22 protein-coding genes are annotated in these 26,875 nt (G+C 59.1%); 14 read left to right on the top strand and 8 right to left on the bottom strand.

Annotated elements, in window-relative coordinates; all coding sequences use genetic code 11:
- The first annotated feature begins 41 nt into the window (after positions 1–41).
- The 4 genes from ileS to ispH all read left to right on the top strand — a co-directional run bounded on the left by ileS (position 42) and on the right by ispH (position 4,875).
- Positions 42–2,873, top strand: a complete 2,832-nt coding sequence (gene ileS / locus I9H07_RS20335; protein ID WP_058392862.1) for an isoleucine--tRNA ligase — start codon at positions 42–44, stop codon at positions 2,871–2,873.
- Entirely contained in the window at positions 2,866–3,387 is a 522-nt protein-coding gene (gene lspA, locus I9H07_RS20330) for a signal peptidase II (RefSeq protein WP_419204261.1), read from the top strand. Before ileS ends, lspA begins: the two co-directional genes overlap by 8 nt.
- Entirely contained in the window at positions 3,380–3,856 is a 477-nt protein-coding gene (locus I9H07_RS20325; RefSeq protein WP_024675588.1) for an FKBP-type peptidyl-prolyl cis-trans isomerase, read from the top strand. Before lspA ends, I9H07_RS20325 begins: the two co-directional genes overlap by 8 nt.
- 71 nt (positions 3,857–3,927) lie before the next feature.
- On the top strand, positions 3,928–4,875 hold the full coding sequence (gene ispH / locus I9H07_RS20320) for a 4-hydroxy-3-methylbut-2-enyl diphosphate reductase (RefSeq protein WP_236424939.1): 948 nt from the start codon (positions 3,928–3,930) through the stop codon (positions 4,873–4,875).
- A 6-nt stretch (positions 4,876–4,881) separates the two neighbouring features.
- Here the strand turns inward: ispH and I9H07_RS20315 are convergent, their stop codons facing one another.
- Complete coding sequence (locus tag I9H07_RS20315) at positions 4,882–5,382, bottom strand: GspH/FimT family pseudopilin (protein WP_058392864.1); 501 nt, start codon at positions 5,380–5,382, stop codon at positions 4,882–4,884.
- Positions 5,383–5,513: 131 nt separating this feature from the next.
- Here I9H07_RS20315 and I9H07_RS20310 point away from each other — a divergent pair, with 131 nt between their 5' ends.
- Genes I9H07_RS20310 through thiO form a run of 7 tightly spaced genes read left to right on the top strand, consistent with a single transcriptional unit; the run spans position 5,514 to position 12,503 of the window.
- Complete coding sequence (locus tag I9H07_RS20310) at positions 5,514–5,987, top strand: GspH/FimT family pseudopilin (RefSeq protein ID WP_024675585.1); 474 nt, start codon at positions 5,514–5,516, stop codon at positions 5,985–5,987.
- Positions 5,987–6,502 (top strand): type IV pilus modification protein PilV, encoded by a 516-nt coding sequence (gene pilV, locus I9H07_RS20305; RefSeq protein WP_024675584.1) that lies wholly within the window; start codon positions 5,987–5,989, stop codon positions 6,500–6,502. Before I9H07_RS20310 ends, pilV begins: the two co-directional genes overlap by 1 nt.
- Positions 6,499–7,203, top strand: coding sequence for a PilW family protein (locus I9H07_RS20300; protein ID WP_024675583.1), 705 nt, complete (start codon positions 6,499–6,501; stop codon positions 7,201–7,203). The genes pilV and I9H07_RS20300 overlap by 4 nt, the downstream gene beginning before the upstream one ends.
- Positions 7,204–7,214: 11 nt before the next feature.
- Positions 7,215–7,742 (top strand): pilus assembly PilX family protein, encoded by a 528-nt coding sequence (locus tag I9H07_RS20295; RefSeq protein ID WP_024675582.1) that lies wholly within the window; start codon positions 7,215–7,217, stop codon positions 7,740–7,742.
- Positions 7,729–10,959 (top strand): pilus assembly protein, encoded by a 3,231-nt coding sequence (locus I9H07_RS20290; protein WP_024675581.1) that lies wholly within the window; start codon positions 7,729–7,731, stop codon positions 10,957–10,959. The genes I9H07_RS20295 and I9H07_RS20290 overlap by 14 nt, the downstream gene beginning before the upstream one ends.
- 11 nt (positions 10,960–10,970) lie before the next feature.
- A complete protein-coding gene (locus I9H07_RS20285; protein ID WP_024675580.1) occupies positions 10,971–11,372 on the top strand; it encodes a type IV pilin protein in 402 nt (133 codons plus the stop codon).
- A gap of 27 nt (positions 11,373–11,399) precedes the next feature.
- The gene (gene thiO / locus I9H07_RS20280; protein WP_236424937.1) at positions 11,400–12,503 is read left to right on the top strand and encodes a glycine oxidase ThiO; all 1,104 of its coding nucleotides are present in this window, start codon (positions 11,400–11,402) and stop codon (positions 12,501–12,503) included.
- A gap of 10 nt (positions 12,504–12,513) precedes the next feature.
- Here thiO and I9H07_RS20275 read toward each other — a convergent pair whose 3' ends face one another.
- The 7 genes from I9H07_RS20275 to I9H07_RS20245 form a co-directional block, all read right to left on the bottom strand.
- Positions 12,514–15,603, bottom strand: coding sequence for an efflux RND transporter permease subunit (locus I9H07_RS20275; RefSeq protein ID WP_058824394.1), 3,090 nt, complete (start codon positions 15,601–15,603; stop codon positions 12,514–12,516).
- Positions 15,600–16,715, bottom strand: coding sequence for an efflux RND transporter periplasmic adaptor subunit (locus tag I9H07_RS20270; protein WP_058824393.1), 1,116 nt, complete (start codon positions 16,713–16,715; stop codon positions 15,600–15,602). The genes I9H07_RS20275 and I9H07_RS20270 overlap by 4 nt, the downstream gene beginning before the upstream one ends.
- A gap of 81 nt (positions 16,716–16,796) precedes the next feature.
- Entirely contained in the window at positions 16,797–17,414 is a 618-nt protein-coding gene (locus I9H07_RS20265; protein ID WP_058824392.1) for a TetR/AcrR family transcriptional regulator, read from the bottom strand.
- A gap of 559 nt (positions 17,415–17,973) precedes the next feature.
- On the bottom strand, positions 17,974–19,314 hold the full coding sequence (locus tag I9H07_RS20260) for a sigma-54-dependent transcriptional regulator (protein WP_024672957.1): 1,341 nt from the start codon (positions 19,312–19,314) through the stop codon (positions 17,974–17,976).
- Positions 19,315–19,316: 2 nt separating this feature from the next.
- Positions 19,317–20,909, bottom strand: coding sequence for a sensor histidine kinase (locus tag I9H07_RS20255; RefSeq protein ID WP_236424935.1), 1,593 nt, complete (start codon positions 20,907–20,909; stop codon positions 19,317–19,319).
- Positions 20,899–21,138, bottom strand: coding sequence for a PP0621 family protein (locus tag I9H07_RS20250; RefSeq protein ID WP_032606207.1), 240 nt, complete (start codon positions 21,136–21,138; stop codon positions 20,899–20,901). The genes I9H07_RS20255 and I9H07_RS20250 overlap by 11 nt, the downstream gene beginning before the upstream one ends.
- A 119-nt stretch (positions 21,139–21,257) precedes the next feature.
- Positions 21,258–22,280: an outer membrane protein assembly factor BamD gene (locus tag I9H07_RS20245; RefSeq protein WP_024672959.1), complete on the bottom strand. Its 1,023-nt coding sequence runs from the start codon at positions 22,278–22,280 to the stop codon at positions 21,258–21,260.
- A gap of 149 nt (positions 22,281–22,429) precedes the next feature.
- Between I9H07_RS20245 and rluD the strand changes: the two genes are divergently transcribed.
- The 3 genes from rluD to clpB all read left to right on the top strand — a co-directional run bounded on the left by rluD (position 22,430) and on the right by clpB (position 26,852).
- Positions 22,430–23,392, top strand: a complete 963-nt coding sequence (rluD, locus tag I9H07_RS20240) for a 23S rRNA pseudouridine(1911/1915/1917) synthase RluD (protein ID WP_005895286.1) — start codon at positions 22,430–22,432, stop codon at positions 23,390–23,392.
- Positions 23,389–24,117 carry a peptidoglycan editing factor PgeF gene (pgeF, locus tag I9H07_RS20235; RefSeq protein WP_236424933.1) on the top strand — a complete coding sequence of 243 codons (729 nt, stop codon included), beginning with the start codon at positions 23,389–23,391 and terminating at the stop codon, positions 24,115–24,117. Before rluD ends, pgeF begins: the two co-directional genes overlap by 4 nt.
- Before the next feature lie 170 nt (positions 24,118–24,287).
- Complete coding sequence (gene clpB / locus I9H07_RS20230) at positions 24,288–26,852, top strand: ATP-dependent chaperone ClpB (RefSeq protein ID WP_236424932.1); 2,565 nt, start codon at positions 24,288–24,290, stop codon at positions 26,850–26,852.
- The last annotated feature ends 23 nt before the right edge of the window (positions 26,853–26,875 follow it).

Raw genomic sequence — 26,875 nt, 5'->3', positions numbered from 1 at the left:
ACGCAGACATTTTGCATGCATAGCCTAACCAAGAGCCTGAAATGACCGACTACAAATCCACGCTAAACCTTCCGGACACCGCCTTCCCTATGAAGGCCGGCCTGCCCCAGCGCGAGCCGCAAACTCTGCAGCGCTGGGACAGCATTGGCCTGTACCAGAAGCTGCGCGAGATTGGCAAGGATCGTCCCAAGTTCGTCCTGCACGACGGTCCTCCGTACGCCAACGGCAATATTCACATCGGTCATGCGGTCAACAAGATTCTCAAGGACATGATCCTGCGTTCCAAGACCCTGGCGGGCTTCGATGCCCCTTATGTGCCGGGCTGGGACTGTCATGGTCTGCCGATTGAACACAAGGTCGAAGTGACCCACGGCAAGAACCTGTCCGCCGATCGCACACGTGAGCTGTGCCGCGCCTATGCCGCCGAACAGATCGAAGGCCAGAAGTCCGAGTTCATCCGTCTGGGCGTGCTGGGCGACTGGAGCAATCCGTACCTGACCATGAATTTCGCCAACGAAGCCGGGGAAATTCGTGCGCTGGCCGAGATGGTCAAGGGCGGTTTCGTCTTCAAGGGCCTGAAGCCGGTCAACTGGTGTTTCGACTGCGGATCGGCGTTGGCCGAAGCCGAGGTCGAATACCAGGACAAGAAATCCTCGACCATCGACGTCGCGTTCCCGATTGCCGACGAGGCCAAGCTGGCCGCAGCTTTCGGTCTGCCGTCGCTGGGCAAGCCTGCGTCCATCGTCATCTGGACCACTACGCCCTGGACCATTCCGGCCAACCAGGCGCTGAACGTTCACCCGGAGTTCGAGTACTCGCTGGTCGATGTCGGCGACAAACTGCTGGTGCTGGCGTCCGAGCTGGTCGAAAGCTGTCTGGCCCGTTACAAGCTGGAAGGCACGGTCATCGCGACCACCACCGGTCAGGCGCTGGAATTGATCAATTTCCGCCACCCGTTCTACGACCGTCTGTCGCCGATCTACCTGGCTGAATACGTCGAACTGGGTGCCGGCACCGGTATTGTTCACTGCTCGCCTGCCTATGGCGTGGATGACTTCAATATCTGCAAACAGTACGGCCTCAGCAACGACGACATCATCAGCCCGGTGCAGAGCAACGGTGTGTATGTCGAGTCGCTGGAGTTTTTCGGTGGCCAGTTCATCTTCAAGGCCAACCAGAACATCATCGACAAGCTGGTCGAAGTCGGCAGCCTGATGGACACCGAAACCATCAGCCACAGCTACATGCACTGCTGGCGTCACAAGTCGCCACTGATCTACCGCGCCACCGCGCAGTGGTTCGTGGGCATGGACAAGCAGCCTGAAAGCGGCGAAACGCTGCGCAAGCGTGCGGTCAAGGCCATCGAAGACACCGAATTCGTACCGGCCTGGGGTCAGGCGCGTCTGCACTCGATGATCGCCAACCGTCCTGACTGGTGCATCTCGCGTCAGCGCAACTGGGGCGTGCCGATCCCGTTCTTCCTGCACAAGGAAAGCGGCGACCTGCACCCGCGTACCGTCGAGCTGATGGAAGAAGTGGCCCAGCGCGTCGAGAAAGAAGGCATCGAAGCCTGGTTCAAGCTGGACGCCAGCGAGTTGCTGGGTGACGAAGCCGGCAAGTACGACAAGATCTCCGACACCCTGGACGTCTGGTTTGACTCGGGCACTACGCACTGGCATGTACTGCGCGGTTCGCACCCGATGGGCCATGAAAGCGGTCCGCGTGCCGACCTGTACCTGGAAGGTTCCGACCAGCACCGCGGCTGGTTCCACTCGTCGCTGCTGACCGGTTGCATGCTGGACGACCACGCACCGTATCGCGAACTGCTGACCCACGGGTTTGTGGTCGACGAGAACGGTCGCAAGATGTCCAAGTCGCTGAACAACGTAGTCGCGCCGCAGAAGGTCAACGATTCGCTGGGTGCAGACATCATGCGCCTGTGGGTTTCGGCGACTGACTATTCGGGCGAAATGGCAGTTTCCGATCAGATCCTGCAGCGCAGCGCCGATGCCTATCGGCGTATCCGCAACACTGCACGTTTTCTGCTTTCGAACCTGACGGGCTTCAACCCGGCGACCGACATCCTGCCAGCCGAAGAAATGCTCGCGCTGGACCGCTGGGCCGTGGACCGCACCCTGCTGCTGCAGCGCGAGCTGCAAGAGCATTACGGCGAATACCGCTTCTGGAACGTGTACTCGAAGATCCACAACTTCTGCGTGCAGGAGCTGGGTGGCTTCTATCTGGACATCATCAAGGATCGTCAGTACACCACGGCTGCCGACAGCACTGCGCGTCGCTCCTGCCAGACCGCGCTGTTCCACATCTCCGAAGCGCTGGTACGCTGGATCGCGCCGATCCTGGCGTTCACCGCCGACGAGCTGTGGCAGTTCCTGCCGGGCGAGCGCAACGAATCGGTGATGCTAAACACCTGGTACGAAGGCCTGACCGAGATGCCTGCCGAGTTCGACATGGACCGTGCCTACTGGGAGCGGATCATGGCGGTGAAGACCTCGGTCAACAAGGAAATGGAAAACCTGCGCGCGGCCAAGGCCATTGGCGGCAACCTGCAGGCTGAAGTGACCTTGTACGCAGAAGACTCACTGGTCGCTGACCTGTCGAAACTGAGCAACGAACTGCGTTTCGTGCTGATCACCTCGACCGCCAGTGTGGCACCGTTCGTGTCGGCTCCGGCTGATGCGGTGGTCACCGACGTGGCGGGTCTGAAACTGAAAGTGGTCAAGTCCAGCCATGCCAAGTGTGCCCGTTGCTGGCATCACCGCGAGGACGTTGGTGTGAACCCCGAGCATCCGGAAATCTGCGGCCGTTGCGTAGACAACATCAGCGGTGCTGGCGAGGTGCGTCACTATGCGTGACACATCGTTGCCTAACGCCTCGTTTGGCCGTCTGGCCTGGCTGTGGTTGACCGTGCTGATTGTGGTGATAGACCAGGCCAGCAAGTATTACTTCGAGAATTCGTTGAGCCTGTATCAGCAGATCGTGGTGATCCCGGATATCTTCAGCTGGACCCTGGCCTACAACACGGGTGCTGCCTTCAGCTTTCTGGCAGATGGTGCCGGTTGGCAGCGCTGGTTGTTCGCCCTGATCGCGATTGTAGTCAGCGCGGTACTGGTGGTCTGGCTCAAGCGTCTCGGTCGCGATGACACCTGGCTGGCCATTGCGCTGGCGCTGGTGCTGGGCGGCGCGTTGGGTAATCTCTATGACCGCATCGTACTGGGTCATGTGATCGACTTCATTCTGGTTCACTGGGAAAACCGCTGGTATTTCCCGGCCTTCAACGTCGCGGACAGTGCAATCACCGTCGGTGCAATCATGCTGGCGCTGGACATGTTCAAGAGCAAGAAAACCGGAGAAACCGTCAATGACTGAACAGACGTCGACTCAAGGCTCGGCAGGCGAACTGCGTATCGGTCAGAACACGCAGGTCACCTTGCATTTCGCCCTGCGTCTGGAAAACGGCGACACCGTCGACAGCACCTTCGAAAAGGCGCCGGCCACGTTCAAGGTCGGCGACGGCAACTTGCTGCCCGGTTTCGAAATGGCTATTTTCGGTTTCAAGGCGGGCGATAAAAAGACCGTGCAGATTCCACCGGAAAACGCCTTTGGTCAGCCCAACCCACAAAACGTACAGATCATGCCACGCTCGCAGTTTGTGGGCATGGAACTGTCCGAAGGGTTGCTGGTGATCTTCAATGATGCGGCCAACACCGAGTTGCCCGGCGTGGTGAAAGCATTCGATGACGAGCAGGTCACCATTGACTTCAACCACCCGCTGGCGGGCAAGACCCTGAGCTTCGAAGTGGAAATCTTCGAAGTAAAGGCGATTCTGGCTTCCTGATCTCCGCCATCAAGCCCGGCTTCGGCCGGGCTGCTCCGCACGTAACTCCGCACGTAACCATGAGGCACAGCATGCAAATCAAACTCGCCAACCCCCGCGGCTTCTGTGCCGGAGTGGACCGCGCGATCGAAATCGTCAATCGTGCCCTGGAAGTGTTTGGTCCGCCGATCTACGTGCGCCATGAAGTCGTTCACAACAAATTTGTCGTCGAAGACCTGCGCTCTCGCGGTGCGATCTTCGTCGAAGAGCTGGACCAGGTGCCTGACGACGTCATCGTTATCTTCAGCGCCCACGGTGTTTCCCAGGCCGTGCGCACAGAAGCCGCAGGCCGTGGCCTGAAGGTGTTCGATGCCACCTGCCCGCTGGTCACCAAAGTACATATCGAGGTCGCCCGCTACAGTCGGGACGGTCGCGAGTGCATTCTGATCGGCCACGCCGGTCACCCGGAAGTCGAAGGCACCATGGGCCAGTACGACGCCAGCAATGGCGGCGCGATCTATCTGGTCGAGGACGAAAGTGACGTCGCGAAGTTACAGGTCCGCAACCCGGACTCGCTGGCCTTCGTGACCCAGACCACCTTGTCGATGGACGACACCAGTCGTGTCATCGATGCCTTGCGCATGCGTTTCCCGGCCATTGGCGGGCCGCGCAAGGACGACATCTGCTACGCCACACAAAACCGTCAGGACGCCGTCAAGCAACTGGCCGATGAGTGCGACGTGGTACTGGTAGTGGGCAGCCCGAACAGCTCCAATTCCAACCGTCTTCGCGAACTGGCCGAGCGCATGGCCACCCCGGCGTACCTGATCGATGGTGCCGAAGACATGCAGCAGAGCTGGTTCGACGGCGTGCAACAGATCGGCATCACCGCCGGTGCATCGGCGCCGGAAGTGCTGGTGCGTGGCGTGATTCAGCAGTTGCATGCCTGGGGCGCGACCGGCGCGGATGAGCTGGCGGGTCGCGAAGAGAACATCACCTTCTCGATGCCCAAAGAGCTGCGCGTCAAGTCGCTGCTCTGACAGCGCTCAGCCACACAGGGCTGTTTCCCGTTTTGTGTCTTCGATCCTGACCCGGCCGGTGGCCGCCACTATCACGCGATAGCGGCTGACCGGCTGGTCCTTGACGCAAACATGCAACGTATCGTTGGTCCTGCCCCGCAGGCCTCCCAGACCATTGAAACTCAGCTGTCTGGCTCGCCTCGGGCTGCCAGCAACTTGTGTCTTGCCGTCATTGGCGCGTTCCACCAACAACGTATCGTTTTCGTCCGGCCCTTTGCCATCTGCGTCGAGTATGATCCGCCAGCCATTGCTCCAGTCTTGCTCGATGGCGTGAATGGTCACGATCTGATTGCGCGTGATCGCGGCGACTCTTGCCGAGCGGATGCCGCTGGCCAGCTCCTGAGCCGTTGCGAGCCCCCGATTCGATTCGATCAGTTCCTTGAAAGAAGGTGTTGCGATGTTGGCGAGAATGGCGATCAGTGCCACGACGATGAGTAATTCGACCAGTGTGAACCCTGCATGCTTCATGTGCTTTCCTCCCTGGAAAACGCCGTTTCAGAACCCTGCGGGCGTTCGTCGTCGCAAAACAACCGTACGTCTCGCTATGGATTTTCCTGCGGCGTTGCTGCCTTATAGTCATAACGTCTAGGAGACACTCAATGCGTCATATAGCCAAGGGATTCAGCCTCATCGAATTGTTAGTCACTGTGTCCCTGGTGGGCATCCTGGCGGCTATCGCGATCCCGAATTTCACCAGCTCCATCCAGAGCAACAAGGCCGATACCGAAGTCAGTGATTTGCAGCGCGCGCTCAACTATGCGCGGCTTGAGGCGATAAACAGGGGAGTGACAGTGCGAATTGCACCGACCAGCGGAACCGCCTGGACCGGCGAATTGCAGGTGTATCTGGCTTCCGACACCAAGACACCGCCTACTGCGCTTCGCACAGTGGCCGCCATGAGCAGCGGGGGAGCGCTGGTAACGAACCCTAACGTAGCGGCATTTGATTTCAATAATCTGGGCGGGCTGATTGCCCCGGCTTCGGCGGTAACCATGACCTACACCCGAGGCAGCACGATCAAAACCATGAGTATTTGCCTGACCGGACGGATTGTCCTCGGTGGAAACTGCTGATGCTTTATAAAACCCGACATCGCCAGGCCGGCATGACCTTGATCGAGGTGCTGGTTTCGGTACTGATCCTGGCTATCGGGCTGTTAGGGGCTGCGGCTATTCAGCTCAACGCGCTCAAATACACAGACAGCTCGACCATGAGCAGCCAGGCCAGCTTCATTGCCTACGACATGATGGACCGTATTCGCGCCAACGTTGATGGCAATGCGAGTGCCAATGGGACGACCAATGTGTTGGCGACTTATGGTTTGGCAAGTCTGGATTTGGCCCCGGTTGCTAACCTGAACAAGGCCAGAGATCAGGATCTGTCTGATTTCAGAGCCAATATCATTAATTTTGCAAACACGAGCGGAACGGGCAGCATTGTGGTCAGTGACTCTACGTTGGTGACTATTACCGTTGGCTGGAGCGACACACGTGCCGCCGGTGCGAGCAATCAGGCAACAGGCAATACGGCCGTCACGCCGCCACCTCAAAGCTTCAAGCTGGTCTCGCGCATCGGGGTCACCCCATGAGAAAGGTTTCCAGAGGCTTCGGGCTGGTTGAAATCATGGTGGCGCTGGTACTGGGGCTGGTAGTGAGCCTGGGGATCATCCAGATATTCACCGCCTCCAGAGGCACATTTCAGAGCCAGAACGCTGCCGCGCGCATGCAGGAAGATGCCCGTTTTCTGTTGAGCAAACTGGTGCAGGAAATCAGGATGACCGGTATGTATGGCTGCCTGAGTTTCAGTGGTTACATACCTGTTTCGCCAGCGATAACCTATCCCATAGCGATGGATAACCCGATCCTGTGGGATAACGCGAACAATAAACTGACGCTGATAACTGCTGATATTGGCACTACAGGGGGCTCGCCCACCTGGACGATCATTTCGGATTGCAGATCAACGCTCCAGCTATATGCCGGTGCGCGTGCTCCAACTGCCGGACAAACCGCGTTTCCCTTGCGGCAACTGGTTTACACACTGAGCGGCACAGACCTGACTATCCAGGCCACCACGGGTGGTAAGCCAGAGCCGCTGCTACAGAACGTAGCCGGGCTGGATTTTCTTTTCGGCGTGGTGGGGAACCCGATGACTTACACCCGGACCATTACCACAGCCAATGCTGGCGATATACGCAGTGTACGCATCCTCCTGACGCTGCGGGATCCGGACGGGCGGGTCAAGGATCAGCGGTACAGTGTCGTCGCCTATTTGCGTAACCGCTTTTGAACAGGCCGAACATGAACAAGACCGTGCGCCCCAATATGCCCCATGCCTTCGCTGCCAAACAGCGCGGCATGGTGTTGCTGGTCAGTCTGGTATTCCTGCTGCTATTGACGCTGCTGGGTATTTCATCAATGCAGAACGCCACGTTACAAGAAAAGATGGCGGGCAGCGTAATGGTCCGTAACCAATCCTTTCAAATGGCTGAAGCGGCGTTGCGCCTGGGTGAGTCGGAGATCAAAAAGGCGGGTTTCTCGATGGCTGTGTGCACCCCCCCAGTCAATTGCGCGCCCCCTACCGACTTCAATACGGTGCAAGGCAAAGGTGCGGGTAGCGCCGGTGTGACGTGGGTTGAAGCGGCGGGCGGCGGGTTGTATGCCATTCAGAATCTTGGCACCTTGGGCATCGCGATGGCGCCGATCAAGCTGCCCTCCACCTGTTCGAGTTCAAGTGTCGTGACGCTTTATCGGGTCACTGCTGTTGCTCCCGTTTCCAGTCAAGCCGTTCCGCGTACGGTGTTGGAGAGCATTTATGCCAACTGTTAAAGGGCTGCGTGGTGCACTGAAGTACGTTTACGGCGCATTGTTGGCGTTGTACATGACCGCGCCGGTCTATGCGTTTACCCCCGCGCAGGTGCCATTGCTCAGTGCATCGGCAGTGGCGCCGAATCTTATGCTGCTCGTGGATAACTCCGGGAGTATGTACAACATCATCTGGGCGGCAGGGTTCGATCCGACTATTAAGCGGTCGGATATCACTTACTACTCCACTCAATGTATAAGTGGTTTCATCACAGTGGTCTGTCCCTTTGCGAGTACGATCTCGGGAGACGATACATTGTCGCTGGGGGATATCAATGGCATCAGTATTTTCAATCTGTCGCTGCTTTGCCCGTCGGGAGGGCGTCCCGTCTTTCGGGATAATATTCGATACTGCCTCGCCCTTCCTGATCCTGCCGGAGGCGGGCTAACGCGTTACACCGCCAATTACCTGTCCTATCTGATCGATCTGGTCCAGCCTAACTTCGGAGTTCGCAACTACCTTAATGGTGTTATCCCCAACGACTACCGGATGAATGTTGCGAGAACCGTAGCAACCAATCTGGTTACCAACAACACATCGCTGAGGATCGGGCTTGCCACGTTCAACGATCCCAATAATTTCGACCTCGGCCCTGGAGGCAAGATCGCAAGAGTGGTCACTGATCTATCCCCGGTAGCCGCCACCAAGTATCAACCTGCTGGTATCACACAAGCGCAAGCCACCGCTAACCTCAATGCTCTGAAACAGGCGATTACCAACCTGAATCCGACAGCCAATACCCCACTGGCTGAAACCTATTATGAGATCACGCGATACTTTCGCGGTATGGCACCGTTCTATCAGAACGGTTCGAACTACGTCAGCCCTATTCAATATCGGTGCCAGAAAAACTACGGCGTTGTGGTGACCGATGGCCTGCCGACCTATGATCGAACCTTCCCGACCAATGACCCTGACGATGTTCTCGACACAACGCGTTCGCTACCCAACTGGGATTTGAATGCGGCTAACGATGGCGATGATCTGTTTGGCGATGGAGAGGGTGACAGACTGTATCTGGATGACCTGGCGAAGTTTGCCTACGACATCGACCTGCGTAGGGACGCCGTTACGACTGGCGGTGACTTGACCGGAAAAAGCTGGGATAGCGCAGGTTTCATCAAGCAAAATCTGAGTACTTACACCGTTGGTTTCACGCTCTCCAATCAGATGTTGATCGACACGGCCAACGATAGTCATGGCCATGGTAAGTACTTTCAGGCCAACGACAGTGCCGGGTTGACTACAGCATTGAGCCTTGCGCTAAGTGACATCTATGCCAAGGCCGGGTCAGGTGGAGGCGGGGCTGCCAACTCGGCCACCTTGCAGGCCGGAACGCGTTTCTTTCAGACCCTTTACGATCCCTCTGACTGGCACGGTACGATCAGGGCTTATGATCTTGACCCGGTAACGGGTGACACGGGTAATGCGGTATGGGACACCGACACCACCGTAACTTCCGCGATCACTGCTCCGGTATTTGAAACCTGGAATACGCTTACGTCAGCGAAGATCGCGCTCGACTTCAATGCCCTTTCCCCTGCTCAGAAAACTGCCGTTAACGCGACGCTACCCATTGGGGCGACGGGCGATCAGTTGATTGCCTGGGCAAAAGGCACCGCAAACACAGCGCTCAGATCCCGTACCAGATTGATGGGGGATCTGGTCAATACCAACCTCGCACTAGCCCTCCCGACAGAAAGAACCTCGACTGACCTCACCGGTACTACGGCCTACACCGATTATCTTGCGATTAAATCGAGCAAGATGAGTTACAGCCTGCTTGTTAACGCCAATGACGGTTTTTTCAATGTGATCAATGCCGACTCCGGTCGGCGAAGCTATGCCTACATGCCTTCAACGGCATTGACTTCCCTTGGTACGGTCGCGTCCACGAACTATGGGGCTGGCGTACATAAATTTACCGTAGACGGGCAGATATCTGTCTTCGATACTCAGATCGATAAAACCGCTGTGTGGCGTACGGTAGCTGTAGGTGGGCTGGGGGCTGGAGGCAAAGCTTTCTTCGGCGTCAGGCTGTTTGAAGGGACAACCAATAGTGTGGGGGCTCTCTGGGAAGTCAGGGCTCCAGATACCTCGGACTCCAATAACAAATTCAATAATCTGGGTTTCAGTTACTCCAAGCCCGATTCGGCACGTATGGACAATGGCACCGGAATAGTCGTTGTTGGTAACGGCTATGGGAGCTTTACAGGTAGAGCATCGCTATTCGTACTGGATGCCACCTCGGGAGCGCTGATCGCCGAGATCCCGACCCCGGTGATAGGTAATGAAACAGATAATGGTTTGTCATCTGTCAGGCTTCGGGTCAATTCGCAGAATGTTGTTCAGGCAGCCTATGCCGGCGATCTTAAAGGGCGCCTGTGGAAATTCGATTTGAGTTCGGCGGCTGCGAGCGGCTGGAAGGTCGCGCTCAATGGTGCGCCTTTGTTTACTGCGCCTCGTGGGGCCGGACAGCCCATTACGGTGCAGCCGTTGATTCTGGACCATCCTCTGAATGGCAAGATCATCTATTTCGGTACTGGCAAGTTTCAGGAAATTGCCGACAAACAAACTACGGCGCTGCAAGACTTCTATGCCATATGGGACGCCGACAGCGGGGCGGGTAACTATGTCGAAGCCAATTTGCAGGCGCAGGCTATAAATGGTTCTGTCTCAGGCAAGGACGCTACCTATTTCACCTCCACCTCAAACGATGTGGACTGGGCGTCGAAAAAGGGTTGGTACCTGCCATTGTCTACGGCCGAGCCTTATGTGGGAGAGAGAATTATTTATCCTGCACAGACCAGTAGAGGACGGATTATTTTCACCACAGCTGCCGTCAACTCTACTGACCCCTGTGAGAGCACTGGTACCGGGCGTTTATTTGAGCTTTCGGCTGCGACAGGCAGCATGCTCAATTATCAGGTTCTGGATACCGATGGTGATCTGGACGTCGATAGCTCCGACGTCCGGGTGTCGGGTCGTGCGGTAGGCAGTGGTATTCCAGTGCTTTCCTCAATCCTTAGCGGGACGATCAGTACGAAAATGGATTCATCCGGTCAGCTCCAGCCTCCACTTGATATGAAGATAATAATCGACTCAACCGGCAATAAAATTCTTCTGCCTGAGGCGGGTGGCGGCTCATTTCAACGCATCATGTGGCGACAAATCCAATAGGGAAACGAATCATGCGGGTGACATCCAGAGGCTTTACGTTGATCGAACTCATGATCGTCGTGGCGATTGTCGGTATTCTGGCCGCCATCGCTTATCCCAGTTACACCGAGTATGTGAAGCGCACTCAGCGTTCGGCTATTGCCAGTCTGTTGTCCGAGCAGACACAGGCGCTGGAGCGTTTCTATTCACAGAAGGGAAATTACGCGGATTACAAAGGTGTGGTGGGTGCCAACACCTATTACAAAATTACGCCGGTCCTCAACGCCACCGATTTCACCCTGACAGCCGACCCTATCCCGGGCACGATGATGGCTGGCGACAAATGCGGCAGCTTCGTGATCACCAATACCGGAGCGCGCACCAACCCCGGCGCCACAGCCGGCGTGACCCCGAAAGACTGTTGGGGCCGCTGAAACCCGTTTCCTTGTCCCGAGACCAAGATGTCCAAGCAGAAAGTAGTCATCGTCGGCGGTGGAGTCATAGGCCTGCTGACCGCCTTCAACCTTGCCTGCGAGCAGGTCAACGTCGTATTGCTTGATCGCTCCGCCGTCGGCCAGGAGTCTTCATGGGCCGGTGGCGGGATTGTTTCGCCGCTTTATCCGTGGCGCTACAGCCCGGCAGTTACCGCATTGGCGCACTGGTCGCAGGATTTCTATCCGCACCTCGGTGAGCGTTTATCTGCGCAGACCGGCGTCGATCCCGAAGTGCATACCACCGGCCTGTACTGGCTCGACCTTGATGACGAACAGGCCGCGCTGGAATGGGCTGCGCGCGAGAACCGGCCATTGAGCAGCGTCGATATCTCGGCCGTGCATGATGCCGTGCCGGTGTTGGGGGAGGGGTATTCGCGGGCGATCTACATGGCCAACGTTGCCAATGTGCGCAACCCCCGGCTGGTCAAATCGCTCAAGGCTGCCTTGCTGGCGATGCCCAATGTCGAGATTCGCGAGCAGTGCGAAGTCAGCGGCTTTGTGCGTGAAGGCAGCAGGGTTTCAGGCGTGAGCACACCGTCAGGCGCTGTCATCGGGGATCGGGTGATTCTCACAGCAGGCGCCTGGAGCGGCGAGCTGCTCAAGACTCTCGGCGTGGACCTGCCGGTCGAACCGGTAAAAGGCCAGATGATCCTCTACAAATGCGCATCGGACTTCCTGTCGAGCATGGTTCTGGCGAAAGGGCGTTACGCAATCCCGCGTCGTGACGGGCATATCCTGATCGGCAGCACGCTGGAACACGAAGGGTTCGACAAGACCACCACGCACGCAGCGCTGGAAAGCTTGAGAGCATCTGCCATTGAGTTGTTACCAGAACTGACCAATGCCGAACCCATCGCCCAGTGGGCAGGGCTGCGTCCCGGCTCACCTGAAGGCATCCCCTTCATCGGGCCGCTGGCCGGTTTCGACGGGCTGTGGCTCAACTGCGGTCACTACCGCAACGGCCTGGTACTGGCCCCCGCGTCGTGCCAATTGCTCACCGACCTGCTGCTGGACCGCCCGCCGATCATCGACCCTGAGCTTTACGCACAGGCGGGACGTCTGCATTCCTGACTGACCGCATTCACTCAGACTGTACTGCTATCGGCCGCCTGTTCCCCTCCGGCCTGATCCTGAACCAGATCGAATACATCGCTGGCAGGAACACCAGGGTGAGTACCGTGCCCGCGAAGGTGCCGCCGATCAGTGTGTAGGCGAGCGTGCCCCAGAACACCGAATGGGTGAGCGGGATGAACGCCAGAATGGCCGCCAGCGCCGTCAGTATCACAGGGCGCGCACGTTGCACGGTTGCTTCGACCACCGCCTGAAACGGATCAAGCCCTGCCTGCTCGTTATGGTGAATCTGGCCGATCAGAATCAGCGTGTTGCGCATCAGAATGCCCGACAGGGCGATCAGCCCGACCAGCGCATTGATGCCGAACGGTTGCTGAAAAAGGATCAGTGTCGGCACCACGCCAATGAGTCCCAGCGGGCTGGTCAGGAACACCATGACCATGGCCGAGATCGAGCGTACTTGCAGAATGATGATGATCAGTGTCACCGCCAGCATGATCGGGAACAGCGGCAGCATCGCGTCCATCGCCTTGCCGGACTCTTCAATCGAGCCTGCCTGCGCGATCCGGTAACCACTGGGCAACGTGTCGATGATGGGCTGTAGCTGCCGAGTGATGGCTGTCGACACATCGGGTGGCTGCAGGCCGTCGGCGATGTCGCCGCGCACTGTGATGGTCGGCACGCGGTCACGACGTCGCATTACCGGCTCTTCCATGCGTACGTCGACGCTCCCCACCTGTGACAGCGGAATACGCTGCCCGTCGGCGCCTGCGAGGGTGAAGTCCATTATTTTCGCCGGGTCGAGGCGCGTGTCTCCAGCCGAGCGGGCGATCACCTGCACCGTGCGAATGTCCTCGCGCACCGCAGTGACGGGCAGGCCCGTCAGAAGGAATTGCAGCTGTTGCGCGACCTGGCTGGAGCTCAAGCCGATGGCCTGCATGCGGTCCTGCTGCAGGGTGAAATGCAAGGTCGGTGTGCGGGTGCCCCAGTCAGTATTGACCGTGCGCATCATCGGGCTGGCGGTCATGACCTGCTGCACCTGCGCAGCAATGTTACGCAGCATGTCCGGGTCCTGTCCGGTAACCCGGTAGGCAACAGGAAACGCTGAATACGGGCCGAATACCAACTGCGTGACCCGCACACGGGCTTCCGCTGCCAGGCCTTCAGAAATCGCCTGGCGCAACCGGTGTTTCAGCGTTTCGCGTTGTTCCTGACTGTCAGTGCGAACCACGATCTTGGCGAATGACGGGTCAGGCAATTCCGGGCCCATCGCCATGTAGAAACGTGGCGCGCCCTGGCCGATGTAGGCGGTGACGATGGTCGCTTCGGCCTGCTCGGCCAGCCATTTTTCCACTTTTGTGGCGGCGGCACTGGTTTGCGCGATTGATGTGCCGTAAGGCATCTGCACTTCGACCAGCACTTCAGGGCGATCAGACACCGGGAAAAACTGCTTCTTGACCAGCCCCATGCCCAGCACGGCCAGCACAAAAAGCCCGATGACCGAACCTGCGACCATCCATTTGCCAGCGATGACTCTGGCCAGAATCCGGCGGAAACGGTTGTAGCGTGGTGTGTCGTAAAGCGCTGCGTGCCCGCCTTCGACCTGCTTCACATCAGGCAGCAGTTTGACGCCCAAGTACGGGGTGAAATAAACGGCGACGACCCACGAGGCAATCAGTGCAATACCCACGATCCAGAACATGTTGCTGGTGTATTCGCCCGCAGTGGAACGTGCAAAGCCGTTGGGCATAAAGCCGACGGCGGTGACCAGCGTGCCGGATAACATGGGCGCGGCGGTGTGGCTCCAGGCGTAGGCAGACGCGGCGATGCGGTCATAGCCTTCTTCCATTTTCACCACCATCATTTCGATGGCAATGATCGCGTCGTCTACCAGCAGCCCAAGTGCCAGGATCAGCGAGCCCAATGTGATACGGTCAAAATTCTTGCCGGTCATGGCCATGATCACAAAGACCATCGCCAGGGTCAGCGGTACAGCGGCAGCGACTACCACGCCGACACGCCAGCCCATGCTGATGAAGCAGACCAGCATGACCACCAGCAGGGCGACGAAGAACTTGATCATGAACTCATCGACCGCCGAGCTGATGTTGACGGCCTGATCGGTGACTTTATTCAGGCTCATGCCCAGTGGCAGTTCGGCGTTGATCGCGCCGACTTCCCGATCCAGCGCCTTGCCCAGGTCCAGGCCATTCCAGCCGTCACGCATGACAATACCCAGCAGCAGCGCGGGTTCGCCGCCACTGCGAATCATGAACGTCGCCGGGTCTTCGTAACCGCGTTTGACCGTGGCGATGTCCGCCAGCTTCAGCGTGCGGCCCTGAGCCACGACCGGTGTGTCGCGGATTTTCTGCAACTCATCGAACGCGCCATCCAGCCGAATGAACACCTGCGGCCCACGGGTTTCAACCGAGCCTGCCGCAGTCAGCGCATTCTGGTTGTTCAGTGCGGTGAATACGTCCTGAGGGCTGATCCCCAACGTTGCCAGTCGCTCATGCGAGAACTCAACGTAAATCCGTTCCGGCTGCTCGCCGACGATATTGACCTTCTTCACGCCTGACACATGCAGCAAGCGTTGGCGCAGCGATTCGGCGTCCCGGACCAGCACACGCTGTGGCTCGCCTTTGGCCTTGAGCGCGAACAGTGCAAAAGTGACATCAGAGTATTCATCGTTGACCATCGGCCCGATGACCCCGGATGGAAGTGTCATGGCCTCGTCACTGATTTTCTTGCGCGCCTGATAGAACTCATCCGGTACCTGTGAGGGCGGCGTGCTGTCGAGCAAGGTCAGGGTTGTGAACGCCATACCCGGTCGGGTGTAGGTTTCGGTGCGGTCGTACCAGCGCAGTTCCTGCAGGCGCTTTTCGATCTTTTCCGCGACCTGGTCCTGCATCTCCTGCGCGGTTGCGCCGGGCCAGACCGACACTACGGTCATCACCTTGACCGTGAAGGCCGGGTCTTCCGCACGACCCAGTTTGAAAAACGCAATGATTCCGGCCAGTGAAATCAGGCAGATCAGGAACAGGGTGATCGAGCGCTCGCGCACCGCCAGTGCCGACAGGTTGAAACGACCACCGCTCATGGTTGCGCACTCCCTGCCACGGTGGCCGCCGCTGGCGCGCTCACCCTGACGGGTTGGGCGTCGTGTAGAAGGTGTGCGCCGAGGGCGACGATTTGCACGCCGGGGCTGAGCTGCGTGCTGATAAGGGCGTGCTCGTCATCAAGGTGGCGGACCGTTACTGGCGTCCAGTAGACCTGTGTCGACTCGCCTTTGATGACCCAGATGCCCGGTCCCTTGCCCGCGTCGTACAAGGCGCTGATCGGTACCTGGAAAACGTCCTGTCCGAGGGCGTCGGTACCTGGGATTTTCACGGTGATGGTGGTGCCCAGCGGCGCATTGGCCATGTCGCCTTCCAGTACGTAGCGCGCCTCGAAGGTGCGGGTCTGGCGGTCCGCAACGTCCGAGAGCTGTCGCAGCCGGGCGCTGGTGCTGAGGTCCTGATTGCCGAACAGCGTGGCTTGCGCGGTAGAACCTATACGGGGTCGCAGGTTCTCCGGGAGCTGAATGACTGCTTCACGAGGTCCTGCATGTGCAACCCGCACCACCACTTGTCCGGCGCTGACGACCTGGCCGGGTTCAACGAGGGTTTCCATGACAATACCATCGGCATCCGCCACGAGCTCTGCGTAACGGGTCGCATTGAACGCAACTTCTGCCTGCGCTTCAGCGGCGCTGAGTCGAGCCTTGGCCGAGTCGGCCGCGGCTTTGATCTGGTCGTAGTTTGAAGCTGATATTGCGCCGCTGCTGCGCAGGTTTCGGTAGCGCGCTTCATCATCCGCCGTCTGCCTGGCCTGCGCTCTGGCGGCAGTCACTGCTTCGCGTTGCGCCTGGGCAGCCAGTTTCAGGTCGGCAGGATCGATACGCATCAGCGGTTGACCGCGCTTGACGGTCTGCCCGGTGTCGACAAACCGCTCCAGCACTTTGCCGGAAACCCTGAAGCCCAGATCGCTTTGCACCCGCGCCGCCACAGTTCCGGTGAAAGCACGAGGTATGACGTCGGCCTCCTTGAGGGTTGCGACGCGCACCAAGGGCGATTCGGTGCGCGGGTCCGATTGCGTCTTTTCGCTGCAGGCGGTCAGTACGATCGGTAGAACACAGGCGAAAGTGAGCAGGGCGAGGCGGTGCCGGAGCATGGGAATCTCAATGTGCAGTGATCGAGACCTGCACTGTGATTCCAGTGACCAAATTAGTCAACAGTCACAAATCTGTTTTGCTTACGGCGACAGGCTGCGTAGCACCAGGCTGGACAGTTGGGCGGGGCCTTCGTCTGTGTAATCGAAGCTGTGCTGCAGGAGTAGCGGATTGTAGTAGGTTCGCATCACCAGACAGATCGCCGCGACTGTTTCATCAAGCGGCGTCTTGCGCTCGAAGTCGCCGGTTTGCCGACCTTCCTGCAGAATCTCCTGAAGGATTTCCTTGAGACGTTGTTGATAAATGAGCGTCGCCTGCCACTGCTCGGTGGCTGCTGAAGCGGCGATTTCGTATAGCTTACGATCCTGTGAGAACAGCCGCAGGCTGGCGTCGACAACCGACTTGAACATGCGCCGCAGCTTTTCCGGCGGGCTGTTCGCTTCGTTGACCGCTGCGCGAACCTCGGCCTCGATTTCGCTCAGGCAGTTGGCGCAGATCATCTCACCGATGGCCTGTTTGGACTCGAAGAACTTGTAGATATACGCCTTGGAAAAACCGATGGCTCTGGCGAGATCAGAGACAGTGGTCTTGCCGTAACCGTACTGGCTGAAATGCTCCGTGGCCGCAATCACGATCTGATCACGAATCTCATGGTCGACCGGGCCACGGCTTGCTGCGGGATTGCTGAGGGATTTGTTCATGGGGGGAGCTTACTGGCATTGATGTCAGTGGACAATAAGTGACTTTTTGGGAAAGGGGTCACAATGAGTACTGCTCCAGTGTTTTGCAACTCCCGATCATGATCGGACGCGGAGCGTCCAGAACAGCATGCCAACGCGGAGCATTGGCACGATAAGTGTTCTCACGGACGCTTATCGTTCCTCACGCTCCAGCTCAGACGCTGATCGTTCCTCACGCTCCAACTCAGACACTGATCGTTCCGCACGCTCCAGCGTGGGAATGCCTTGGGTGACGCTCCGCGTCACAAATCTGCCATGCGCCGCCTACGCAAGATCGGACGCAGAGCGTCCAGAACGGCATGCCAACGCGGAGCATTGGCACGATAAGTGTTCTCACGGGCGCTTATCGTTCCGCACGCTTCAGCTCAGACACTTCTCGTGCCGCACGGCTCCAGCTCAGCGTTTATCGTTCCTCACGCTCCAGCGTGGGAATGCCTTGGGTGACGCTCCGCGTCACAAATCTGCGCTGCGCCGCCTATGCAAGATCGGACGCAGGGCGTCGCCACGGTAGTCATGATCCTCAATCCAGCCCCAGCTTCTTCAGTCGGTAGCGCAGTGACCTGAACGACAAGCTGAGCCGTTCTGCGGCGGCGGTGCGGTTCCAGCGGGTTTCTTCGAGGGCTTGCAGGATCAGTTTGCGCTCGACGCTTTCCAGGTAATCCTCCAGGTTATCGATATCGGCGAGGTTCGCGCCGTGGTGTTCCTGGGTGCTGGAAGACTCGGCCAGGCGCAGGTCGCTGGCGTGGATTTCGTCGTTTTCGCAGAGGGTGTAGGCGCGCTCAAGCATGTTCTCCAGTTCGCGCACGTTGCCGGGGAAGCGATAGTTTTTCAGGGTTTCCAGCGCCTGCGCCTGCAAGCGCGCAACCGGTTGCGCATCCTTGCCTGCCAGGCGGCGCAGAACGCTGTTTGCCAGTTGGTCGATATCCTCACGGCGTTCGCGCAATGAGGGCACGCGCAGCTCGATCACGTTCAGCCGGTAATACAGGTCCTGACGAAAACGCCCGGCCGCTACTTCGGCACTGAGGTCCTTGTGGGTCGCGCACAGGACGCGCACATCGACCACCTGTTCCTGCTGACCGCCAACACTACGGATGGATTTCTCCTGAATCGCCCGCAGCAGTTTGACTTGCATGGCCAGCGGCAGGTCAGCCACTTCGTCGAGAAACAGCGTCCCGTTCTGGGCTGCTTGAAACAGGCCGGGCTTGTCTTCGTGCGCACCACTGAAGCTGCCTTTGCGATGACCGAAGAATTCGCTTTCCATCAGTTCCGAGGGGATCGCCCCGCAGTTGACCGGCACGAACGGCTTTTCGTTACGTGGCCCCTGCTCGTGGATCAGGCGCGCCACCAGTTCTTTGCCGCTGCCTGATTCGCCACTGATGTAGATCGGCGCCTGGCTGCGCGCGAGCTTGCCGATCTGATTACGCAAAGTGCGCATTGGCGGCGAATCGCCAATCAGGCGGCTGTCGATGCTGCGTACCGGTTGAACGCTGGAGGGCAGGCTCAGCGCGCTGTTCACCAGTTCACGCAGGCGGTTGAGGTCGACCGGCTTGGTCACGAAATCGAAGGCGCCGGCCTTGAGCGCATGAATCGCGGTATCCAGGTTGCCGTGAGCGGTGATCATGGCCACCGGCACCTGGGGGTAACCGTGCTGAATGTGTTGCACCAGTTCAAGGCCATTGCCATCCGGCAGGCGCATGTCAGTCAGGCACATGTCGAACGGCTCGCGCGCCAGCCATTCATGCGCCTCGGCCACGTTGCGGGCGCTGCGGGTGTCGAGCTTCATGCGCCCCAGGGTGATTTCCAGGAGTTCACGAATATCCGGCTCATCGTCGACTATCAGAATCTTTTGCCGTGGGCTCATGCTCAGCTCGTTTTGAACGGGTGGGCGAAGGTGATGCGCAAACAACTGCCGCCTTCTGGTCGGTGCGCGTATTCCAGGTGCGCCTGATTGCTTTCGCATAACTCTCGGGAAAGGTATAGCCCCAGACCGGTGCCTTTGCTTTCGGTGGTAAAGAACGGCTCGAACAGCTTGCTCAAATGCGGCTCGCTGACCCCCGGCCCATCATCCAGCACTTCCAGAATGGGCAGGTCGCTGTTCAGGTCATGATGCAGCTTCAGCCAGACCTGCGCCAACGTGTGCTGCTTGCTGCTGTAGCGCAGGCCGTTCTGCAACAGATTGGTCACCACCTGTGTCAGTTGCTCCGCGTCCATGCGGGTGGTCAGCGTGCCGGAATGGATCTCCACATGAAGCAGCTGGTTGGGCAGGGCGCAATTGCGGAAGTCGGTGACAAAGGCGTCCAGCCAGACTTTCAGGTCCAGCAGCTGCGGTTGCGCCTCGCGTCGCCGGGAAAGCTGCAAGACGTTTTCGATCACCCGGTCGATGCGCTGCGACTGATCGTGAATGATCTGCCCCAAACGACGGTCCGGCGCGCTGAGCGCTTCCGACTCGTTCAGCAACTGCGCCGCATGGCTCACCGCACCCAGCGGGTTGCGTATTTCGTGAGCAATGCCTGCAGTCAGACGCCCCAGCGCGGCGAGCTTGAGTTGTTGCGCCTGATGGGCGATTTGCGAGAGATCTTCGAGAAAAATCAGCGTCTGGCGCTGATCGCCACGATTGAGTGCGACAAAGCTGGGTTGCAGTTCAGGCCCGATTGCAGATGAGCTGATGCTGCGTGGCAACATGATCGGGTTGATCAGCCACTGACGCAGGCGCTCCACCAGCTGCGGCGAGTAAGCGTCGATAACCTGACCGACCAGCCGCTCGTGGCCAAGCAAAGCCAGTGCGCCCTGATTGGCCAGGAGCACCTGACGGCGGGCGTCCAGTACCAGAATGCCGGTGCGCATGCGTTGCAGGATCAGAGCGTTGAGTTCTTCCAGGCTGTTGACGTCCGCTGCCCGCTGTTCGGCAAGCACTTCGCTGGTCTGCATGCGCGCGGTCAGCGCCTGCACCAGCAGCGCAGCGGCGAAGCACAGTGCCCCCAGAGAACCGGCCTGCACGTAGTCGTTTGACACCGAAGGCGTGCCGAAGCTGATGTAGAACGTCAGGTAAATGATGCCGATGGCAGACACGGCGGCAATCAACAGGCCGATGCGGCCGCGCAGCAGCACATTGCTGATGGCCACCGAGGCGATCAGCAGGTTGCCAATGCCGCTGGACGGGCCGCCCGCCGCGTAGAACAGACCGGACAGCATGATGGCGTCGACCATCGCCAGGCTGAACAGATGCGCCTGGCGTGTAGGCCGTTCCAGCAACACCACGACCAGAATATTGAACACCAGGTACAGCCAGCAACCCGAGCGAAACAGGTTCGGATTGGCCAGTTGCAACAGTTCGGTTTCCAGGCTGCTGGAGATCAGCAGCACCAGTACGACGCCGATGGTCAGTCGATAAAGGTGATACAGGCGCAGAATCCGCTGCGCCTGTGGGCTGGCAAGGTGGGGCGTCTCAGCGGTCACGTGCCGCTGGGCCTTCCAGCCGGTGTGCCTCGCTGCAATACCAGTGCTGTCCCTGGCTCAATGCGCGGTCGCGAGGGGAGTGAACGCCACAATGGGCGCAACGCACCATCGGTGCAGCATCGATTTCAGGCGGCTGTTGGCGGGGCTTTGGCTTGGGAGGGTTGATCAGGCGTTTGACGAACCAGATCACCGCCGCGATCAACGCGACCCACATTAATAGGCGAATCATGACTACCCGCTTAGTGATTGACGATGGCGCAGTGTAGCCAAGCCGCGAGCGGGCGCACAGTGGCTAATGTGATGCATAAAAAAAGAGGCCCGAAGGCCTCTTTCTGTACACGCTCAGGATCAGTCGAACAGACCCAGGGTCATGTAGCTGAACCAGGAACGGCTCTTGGTGCCTTTCTCTTCAGCTTCTTTCTCGGCCTGCTCGTCCAGCTCTGCCTGATTTTCCGGCAACAGCTCTTTCGGGATCGAGTCCTTGGCGTCCTGATACTGCTTCTTGATGTCCTGATCGGCACGGGTCTGGCCCGGTGGCAGCGGCGCGCTGCCGTCGATCAGGCCCAGCGTCGCTTTCGACAGCCACGAGCGGTTGTCGGCTTCAGCCTGGCGCGGGGTGAACTTGCCGTCAGCCAGTTGCGGGTGGTTCGGGTAGTTGGTCTTCAGCACTTCCAGGCTGGTAGCAGCCAGGTCGTCGAGGTGCAGGCGCTGGTAAGACTCGACCATGACTGCCAGACCGTCGCCCACCGAAGGCGTCTCCTGGAAGTTTTCCACTACATAACGACCGCGGTTGGCGGCGGCGACATAGGCCTGACGGGTCAGGTAGTAGTCGGCTACGTGGATTTCGTAGGACGCCAACAGGTTGCGCAGGTAAATCATGCGTTGCTTGGCATCAGGCGCGTAGCGGCTGTTGGGGTAGCGGCTGGTCAGCTGGGCGAACTCGTTGAACGAGTCACGCGCAGCACCCGGGTCACGTTTGGTCTGGTCCAGCGGCAGGAAGCGAGCCAGCAGGCCGACGTCCTGGTCGAAGGAGGTCAGGCCCTTCATGTAATACGCGTAGTCGACGTTCGGGTGCTGCGGATGCAGGCGGATGAAACGCTCGGCAGCGGATTTGGCTGCTTCGGGTTCACCGTTTTTGTAGTTCGAGTAAATCAACTCGAGCTGGGCCTGGTCAGCGTAGCGACCGAACGGATAGCGTGATTCCAGCGCCTTGAGCTTCTCAGTGGCACTGTTATAGCTATTATTTCCCAGGTCGGCCTGCGCCTGCTGGTACAGCTCGACTTCGCTGAGGTTTTCGTCGATGACTTCCTTCGACGAACAGGCCGCAGTCAATGCGAGGATGGCGATCAGCAGCAGGTGTTTCACTTGCATGGCGGCTTGCGTCCCTATAACGGCCTGCTGTCTTGGGCGGGGCCGTCCTGTTATGATGAGCGCCCCGCGATACCGGCGGGACAAAAGACGCCGTATTTAACCACAAGCGCGCTGCCGAAACCAAAGGCTAGCCGCCACCTAGTCTGGTCATGTCCGAAAATATAGAACTTCGCGCAGAGGTGCCGTCCGAATTGGGCGGTCAACGCCTCGATCAAGTCGCCGCACAATTATTCGCTGAGCACTCGCGCTCGCGCCTTTCCGCCTGGATCAAGGACGGCCGCCTGACTGTGGACGGAGGCGTTCTGCGCCCTCGTGACATCGTGCATGGTGGTGCTGTTCTCGAGCTGATTGCCGAGCAGGAGGCCCAGGGTGAATGGGTCGCTCAGGACATTGAGCTCGACATTATCTACGAAGACGACCAGATCCTCGTCATCAACAAGCCCGCAGGGCTGGTGGTGCATCCGGCTGCCGGTCATGCCGACGGCACGCTGCTCAACGCCTTGCTGCACCACGTGCCGGACATCATCAATGTCCCGCGTGCCGGCATCGTGCATCGTCTGGACAAGGACACCACCGGTCTGATGGTGGTCGCCAAGACCATTCAGGCGCAGACACAACTGGTGACCCAGTTGCAGAGTCGCAGTGTCAGCCGTATCTACGAGTGCATCGTGATCGGCGTGGTGACCGCAGGCGGCAAGATCGACGCGCCTATCGGTCGTCACGGCCAGCAGCGGCAGCGCATGGCGGTCATGGAAGGCGGCAAGCAGGCGGTCAGCCATTACCGCGTGCTGGAGCGCTTCCGTTCGCACACGCACGTGCGGGTCAAGCTGGAAACCGGCCGCACGCACCAGATTCGCGTACACATGGCGCACATCAACTATCCGTTGGTCGGCGACCCGGCTTACGGCGGTCGTTTCCGCATTCCGCCAGCCGCCAGCCTGACCATGGTCGATTCACTCAAGACCTTCCCGCGTCAGGCACTGCATGCGCGCTTCCTGGAGCTGGATCACCCGATCACCGGCAAGCGCATGAGCTGGGAATCGCCACTGCCGGATGATTTCGTCTGGTTGCTGTCGCTGCTCAAGCAGGATCGCGAGGCGTTCATCGGGTGAATGACTGGCTGATACCTGACTGGCCCGCGCCAGCGCAGATCAAGTCGTGCGTTACCACTCGTTCGGGCGGAGCCAGTCTGGCCCCGTTCGACAGTTTCAATCTGGGCGATCATGTCGATGACAGCCCAGAGGCCGTGGCGAGCAATCGCCTGCGCCTGACCACTCATCTGAATGTTCAGCCTGCCTGGTTACGCCAGGTACATGGCGTGAACGTGGCTCATGCCGACCCTTCCCGTGTCGTCGAAGCCGATGCCAGCTGGACAAGCAGCCCCGGCGTGGCGTGCACCATCATGACCGCCGATTGCCTGCCGGCCCTGTTCTGCCGCCGCGACGGTACGCGTGTCGCTGCCGCGCATGCAGGCTGGCGCGGTCTGGCGGCGGGTGTGCTGGAAGCGACAGCGGACAGCCTGCAGAGTGATCCGCAAGACATCCTGGTCTGGCTCGGTCCGGCCATCGGTCAGCGTTCCTTTGAAGTCGGCCCGGAGGTGCGCGAGGCGTTTACAGACAGCCATCCTCAAACCGCCGAGGCATTTGTCGCCAGTTCGAATCCTGATCGTTTCATGGCCGACATTTATACGCTTGCCCGGTTGCGACTGGCTGCCCACGGTATCTCTGCCGTGTATGGCGGCGGGCTGGATACGTTCACTGATTCACGCTTCTTTTCCTACCGCCGCGCCGCCCGTACCGGCCGCTTCGCCTCGCTGATCTGGATCGAACACGCCTGATTGCAGGCTGTTTTGCGCAGGCCAGCTAGGCTTGCCTGATGCTCGTCTGATCTGTATCAACCCGTGCTCGCTTGAAACACGCAGAATCGTCCGCATCTAACTGGCTATCAAGCAGGTTTTCTTTATAGGTGTGTTCATTGCTCCGGCCTGCATTAAAAGGAAGGTGACTAATGCGTATCGACAGATTGACCAGTAAATTACAGTTAGCGTTATCGGATTCCCAGTCGCTGGCCGTTGGCCTCGACCACCCAGCCATTGAGCCTGCGCATTTGATGCAGGCGTTGCTGGAACAGCAGGGCGGCTCCATCAAGCCTCTGCTGCTGCAAGTCGGCTTCGACATCAACAGCCTGCGCAAGGAACTCAGCGCCGAGCTCGACCGGCTGCCAAAAATCCAGAACCCGACCGGCGACGTCAACATGTCGCAGGACCTGGCGCGCCTGCTCAATCAGGCAGACCGTCTGGCGCAGCAGAAAGGCGATCAGTTCATTTCCAGCGAGCTGGTGCTGCTGGCGGCAATGGATGAAAGCAGCAAGCTCGGCAAATTGTTGCTGGGCCAGGGCGTCAGCAAGAAAGCGCTGGAAAATGCCATCAACAACCTGCGCGGCGAAGGTGCCGTGAATGACCCGAACATTGAAGAGTCGCGTCAGGCACTGGACAAGTACACCGTCGACCTGACCAAGCGCGCCGAAGAGGGCAAGCTCGATCCGGTGATCGGCCGTGATGACGAAATTCGTCGCACCATTCAGGTCCTGCAGCGCCGCACCAAGAACAACCCGGTGTTGATCGGTGAACCCGGCGTGGGTAAAACCGCCATCGCCGAGGGGCTGGCGCAGCGCATCATCAACGGTGAAGTACCAGACGGCCTGCGGGGCAAGCGTCTGCTGTCATTGGACATGGGCTCGCTGATTGCCGGTGCCAAGTACCGTGGCGAGTTCGAAGAGCGCCTGAAGTCGCTACTCAACGAGCTGTCCAAGCAGGAAGGCCAGATCATCCTGTTCATCGACGAGCTGCACACCATGGTCGGCGCCGGCAAAGGCGAAGGCTCGATGGATGCGGGCAACATGCTCAAGCCTGCGTTGGCCCGTGGCGAGCTGCATTGTGTGGGTGCCACCACGCTCAACGAGTACCGCCAATATATAGAGAAGGACGCCGCGCTTGAGCGTCGCTTCCAGAAAGTGCTGGTGGACGAGCCGAGCGAGGAAGACACCATTGCGATCCTGCGTGGCCTGAAAGAGCGCTATGAAGTGCACCACAAGGTTGCGATCACTGATGGCGCGATCATCGCGGCGGCCAAGTTGAGCCATCGCTACATCACTGACCGTCAGTTGCCGGACAAGGCCATCGACCTGATTGACGAAGCGGCCAGCCGTATTCGTATGGAAATTGACTCCAAACCAGAAGTGCTGGACCGTCTGGAGCGCCGTCTGATTCAGCTGAAAGTCGAAGCCCAGGCGCTCAAGAAGGAAAAGGACGAAGCGGCCATCAAGCGTCTGGAAAAACTTCAGGGTGAGATCCAGCGGCTTGAGCTGGAGTATGCCGACCTTGAAGAGATCTGGACCTCGGAGAAAGCCGAAGTCACTGGCTCGGCGCAGATCCAGCAGAAAATCGAGCAGTCCCGTCAGGAGCTGGAAGCCGCGCGTCGTCGGGGTGACCTGAACCGCATGGCCGAGTTGCAGTACGGCATCATTCCGGACCTGGAGCGCAGCCTGCAAATGGTCGACCAGCACGGCAAGTCGGAGAACCAGCTGCTGCGTAGCAAGGTAACGGAAGAAGAGATTGCCGAAGTCGTCTCGAAGTGGACGGGTATTCCGGTGTCCAAGATGCTCGAAGGCGAGCGCGACAAGCTGCTGCGCATGGAAACCCTGCTGCACAACCGGGTCATTGGCCAGGAAGAGGCAGTGGTTGCCGTCTCCAATGCTGTGCGTCGTTCGCGTGCCGGGTTGTCTGACCCGAATCGTCCAAGCGGCTCGTTCATGTTCCTTGGCCCGACCGGTGTCGGTAAGACCGAGCTGTGCAAGGCACTGGCCGAATTCCTGTTCGACACCGAAGAGGCGATGGTGCGGATCGACATGTCCGAGTTCATGGAGAAACATTCCGTGGCTCGCCTGATCGGTGCACCACCGGGCTATGTCGGTTACGAAGAGGGCGGTTACCTGACCGAAGCCGTGCGTCGCAAGCCGTACTCGGTGATCTTGCTCGATGAGGTCGAGAAAGCGCATCCGGATGTCTTCAACATCCTGCTGCAGGTGCTGGAAGACGGACGCTTGACTGACAGCCACGGGCGGACAGTGGATTTCCGCAACACCGTGATCGTCATGACCTCCAACCTGGGCTCTGCGCAGATCCAGGAACTGGTCGGTGATCGTGAGGCGCAACGTGCAGCGGTGATGGATGCTGTCGGCACTCACTTCCGTCCGGAATTCGTCAACCGGATCGATGAAGTGGTGATCTTCGAGCCTCTGGCGCGTGATCAGATCGCCGGTATCACCGACATCCAGCTGGGCCGTCTGCGCAAGCGTCTGGCCGAGCGCGAGCTGACGCTGGTCCTGAGCCCTGAGGCGCTGGACAAGCTGATTGCCGTTGGTTACGACCCGGTCTATGGCGCACGGCCGCTGAAACGCGCCATCCAGCGCTGGATCGAGAACCCGCTGGCGCAACTGATCCTGTCGGGCGGCTTCGAGCCTGGCAGCAGCATCACCGGCAAGGTGGTCGACGACGAGATCGTGTTTGGCTGATTCACTCGTCTGCGTCTATATAG

The organism is Pseudomonas syringae, assembly GCF_023278085.1.
Taxonomy (GTDB): Bacteria; Pseudomonadota; Gammaproteobacteria; order Pseudomonadales; family Pseudomonadaceae; genus Aquipseudomonas; species Aquipseudomonas syringae_Q.
Note: the sequence above shows the minus strand (reverse complement) of the source record. Positions and strands in the feature narration are given on the sequence as shown.

Coding starts and splice junctions, on each gene's coding strand:
- ileS (WP_058392862.1), top strand. CDS start 42: ATGACCGACTACAAATCCACGCTAAACCTTCCGGACACCGCCTTCCCT.
- lspA (WP_419204261.1), top strand. CDS start 2,866: ATGCGTGACACATCGTTGCCTAACGCCTCGTTTGGCCGTCTGGCCTGG.
- I9H07_RS20325 (WP_024675588.1), top strand. CDS start 3,380: ATGACTGAACAGACGTCGACTCAAGGCTCGGCAGGCGAACTGCGTATC.
- ispH (WP_236424939.1), top strand. CDS start 3,928: ATGCAAATCAAACTCGCCAACCCCCGCGGCTTCTGTGCCGGAGTGGAC.
- I9H07_RS20315 (WP_058392864.1), bottom strand. CDS start 5,382: ATGAAGCATGCAGGGTTCACACTGGTCGAATTACTCATCGTCGTGGCA.
- I9H07_RS20310 (WP_024675585.1), top strand. CDS start 5,514: ATGCGTCATATAGCCAAGGGATTCAGCCTCATCGAATTGTTAGTCACT.
- pilV (WP_024675584.1), top strand. CDS start 5,987: ATGCTTTATAAAACCCGACATCGCCAGGCCGGCATGACCTTGATCGAG.
- I9H07_RS20300 (WP_024675583.1), top strand. CDS start 6,499: ATGAGAAAGGTTTCCAGAGGCTTCGGGCTGGTTGAAATCATGGTGGCG.
- I9H07_RS20295 (WP_024675582.1), top strand. CDS start 7,215: ATGAACAAGACCGTGCGCCCCAATATGCCCCATGCCTTCGCTGCCAAA.
- I9H07_RS20290 (WP_024675581.1), top strand. CDS start 7,729: ATGCCAACTGTTAAAGGGCTGCGTGGTGCACTGAAGTACGTTTACGGC.
- I9H07_RS20285 (WP_024675580.1), top strand. CDS start 10,971: ATGCGGGTGACATCCAGAGGCTTTACGTTGATCGAACTCATGATCGTC.
- thiO (WP_236424937.1), top strand. CDS start 11,400: ATGTCCAAGCAGAAAGTAGTCATCGTCGGCGGTGGAGTCATAGGCCTG.
- I9H07_RS20275 (WP_058824394.1), bottom strand. CDS start 15,603: ATGAGCGGTGGTCGTTTCAACCTGTCGGCACTGGCGGTGCGCGAGCGC.
- I9H07_RS20270 (WP_058824393.1), bottom strand. CDS start 16,715: ATGCTCCGGCACCGCCTCGCCCTGCTCACTTTCGCCTGTGTTCTACCG.
- I9H07_RS20265 (WP_058824392.1), bottom strand. CDS start 17,414: ATGAACAAATCCCTCAGCAATCCCGCAGCAAGCCGTGGCCCGGTCGAC.
- I9H07_RS20260 (WP_024672957.1), bottom strand. CDS start 19,314: ATGAGCCCACGGCAAAAGATTCTGATAGTCGACGATGAGCCGGATATT.
- I9H07_RS20250 (WP_032606207.1), bottom strand. CDS start 21,138: ATGATTCGCCTATTAATGTGGGTCGCGTTGATCGCGGCGGTGATCTGG.
- I9H07_RS20245 (WP_024672959.1), bottom strand. CDS start 22,280: ATGCAAGTGAAACACCTGCTGCTGATCGCCATCCTCGCATTGACTGCG.
- rluD (WP_005895286.1), top strand. CDS start 22,430: ATGTCCGAAAATATAGAACTTCGCGCAGAGGTGCCGTCCGAATTGGGC.
- clpB (WP_236424932.1), top strand. CDS start 24,288: ATGCGTATCGACAGATTGACCAGTAAATTACAGTTAGCGTTATCGGAT.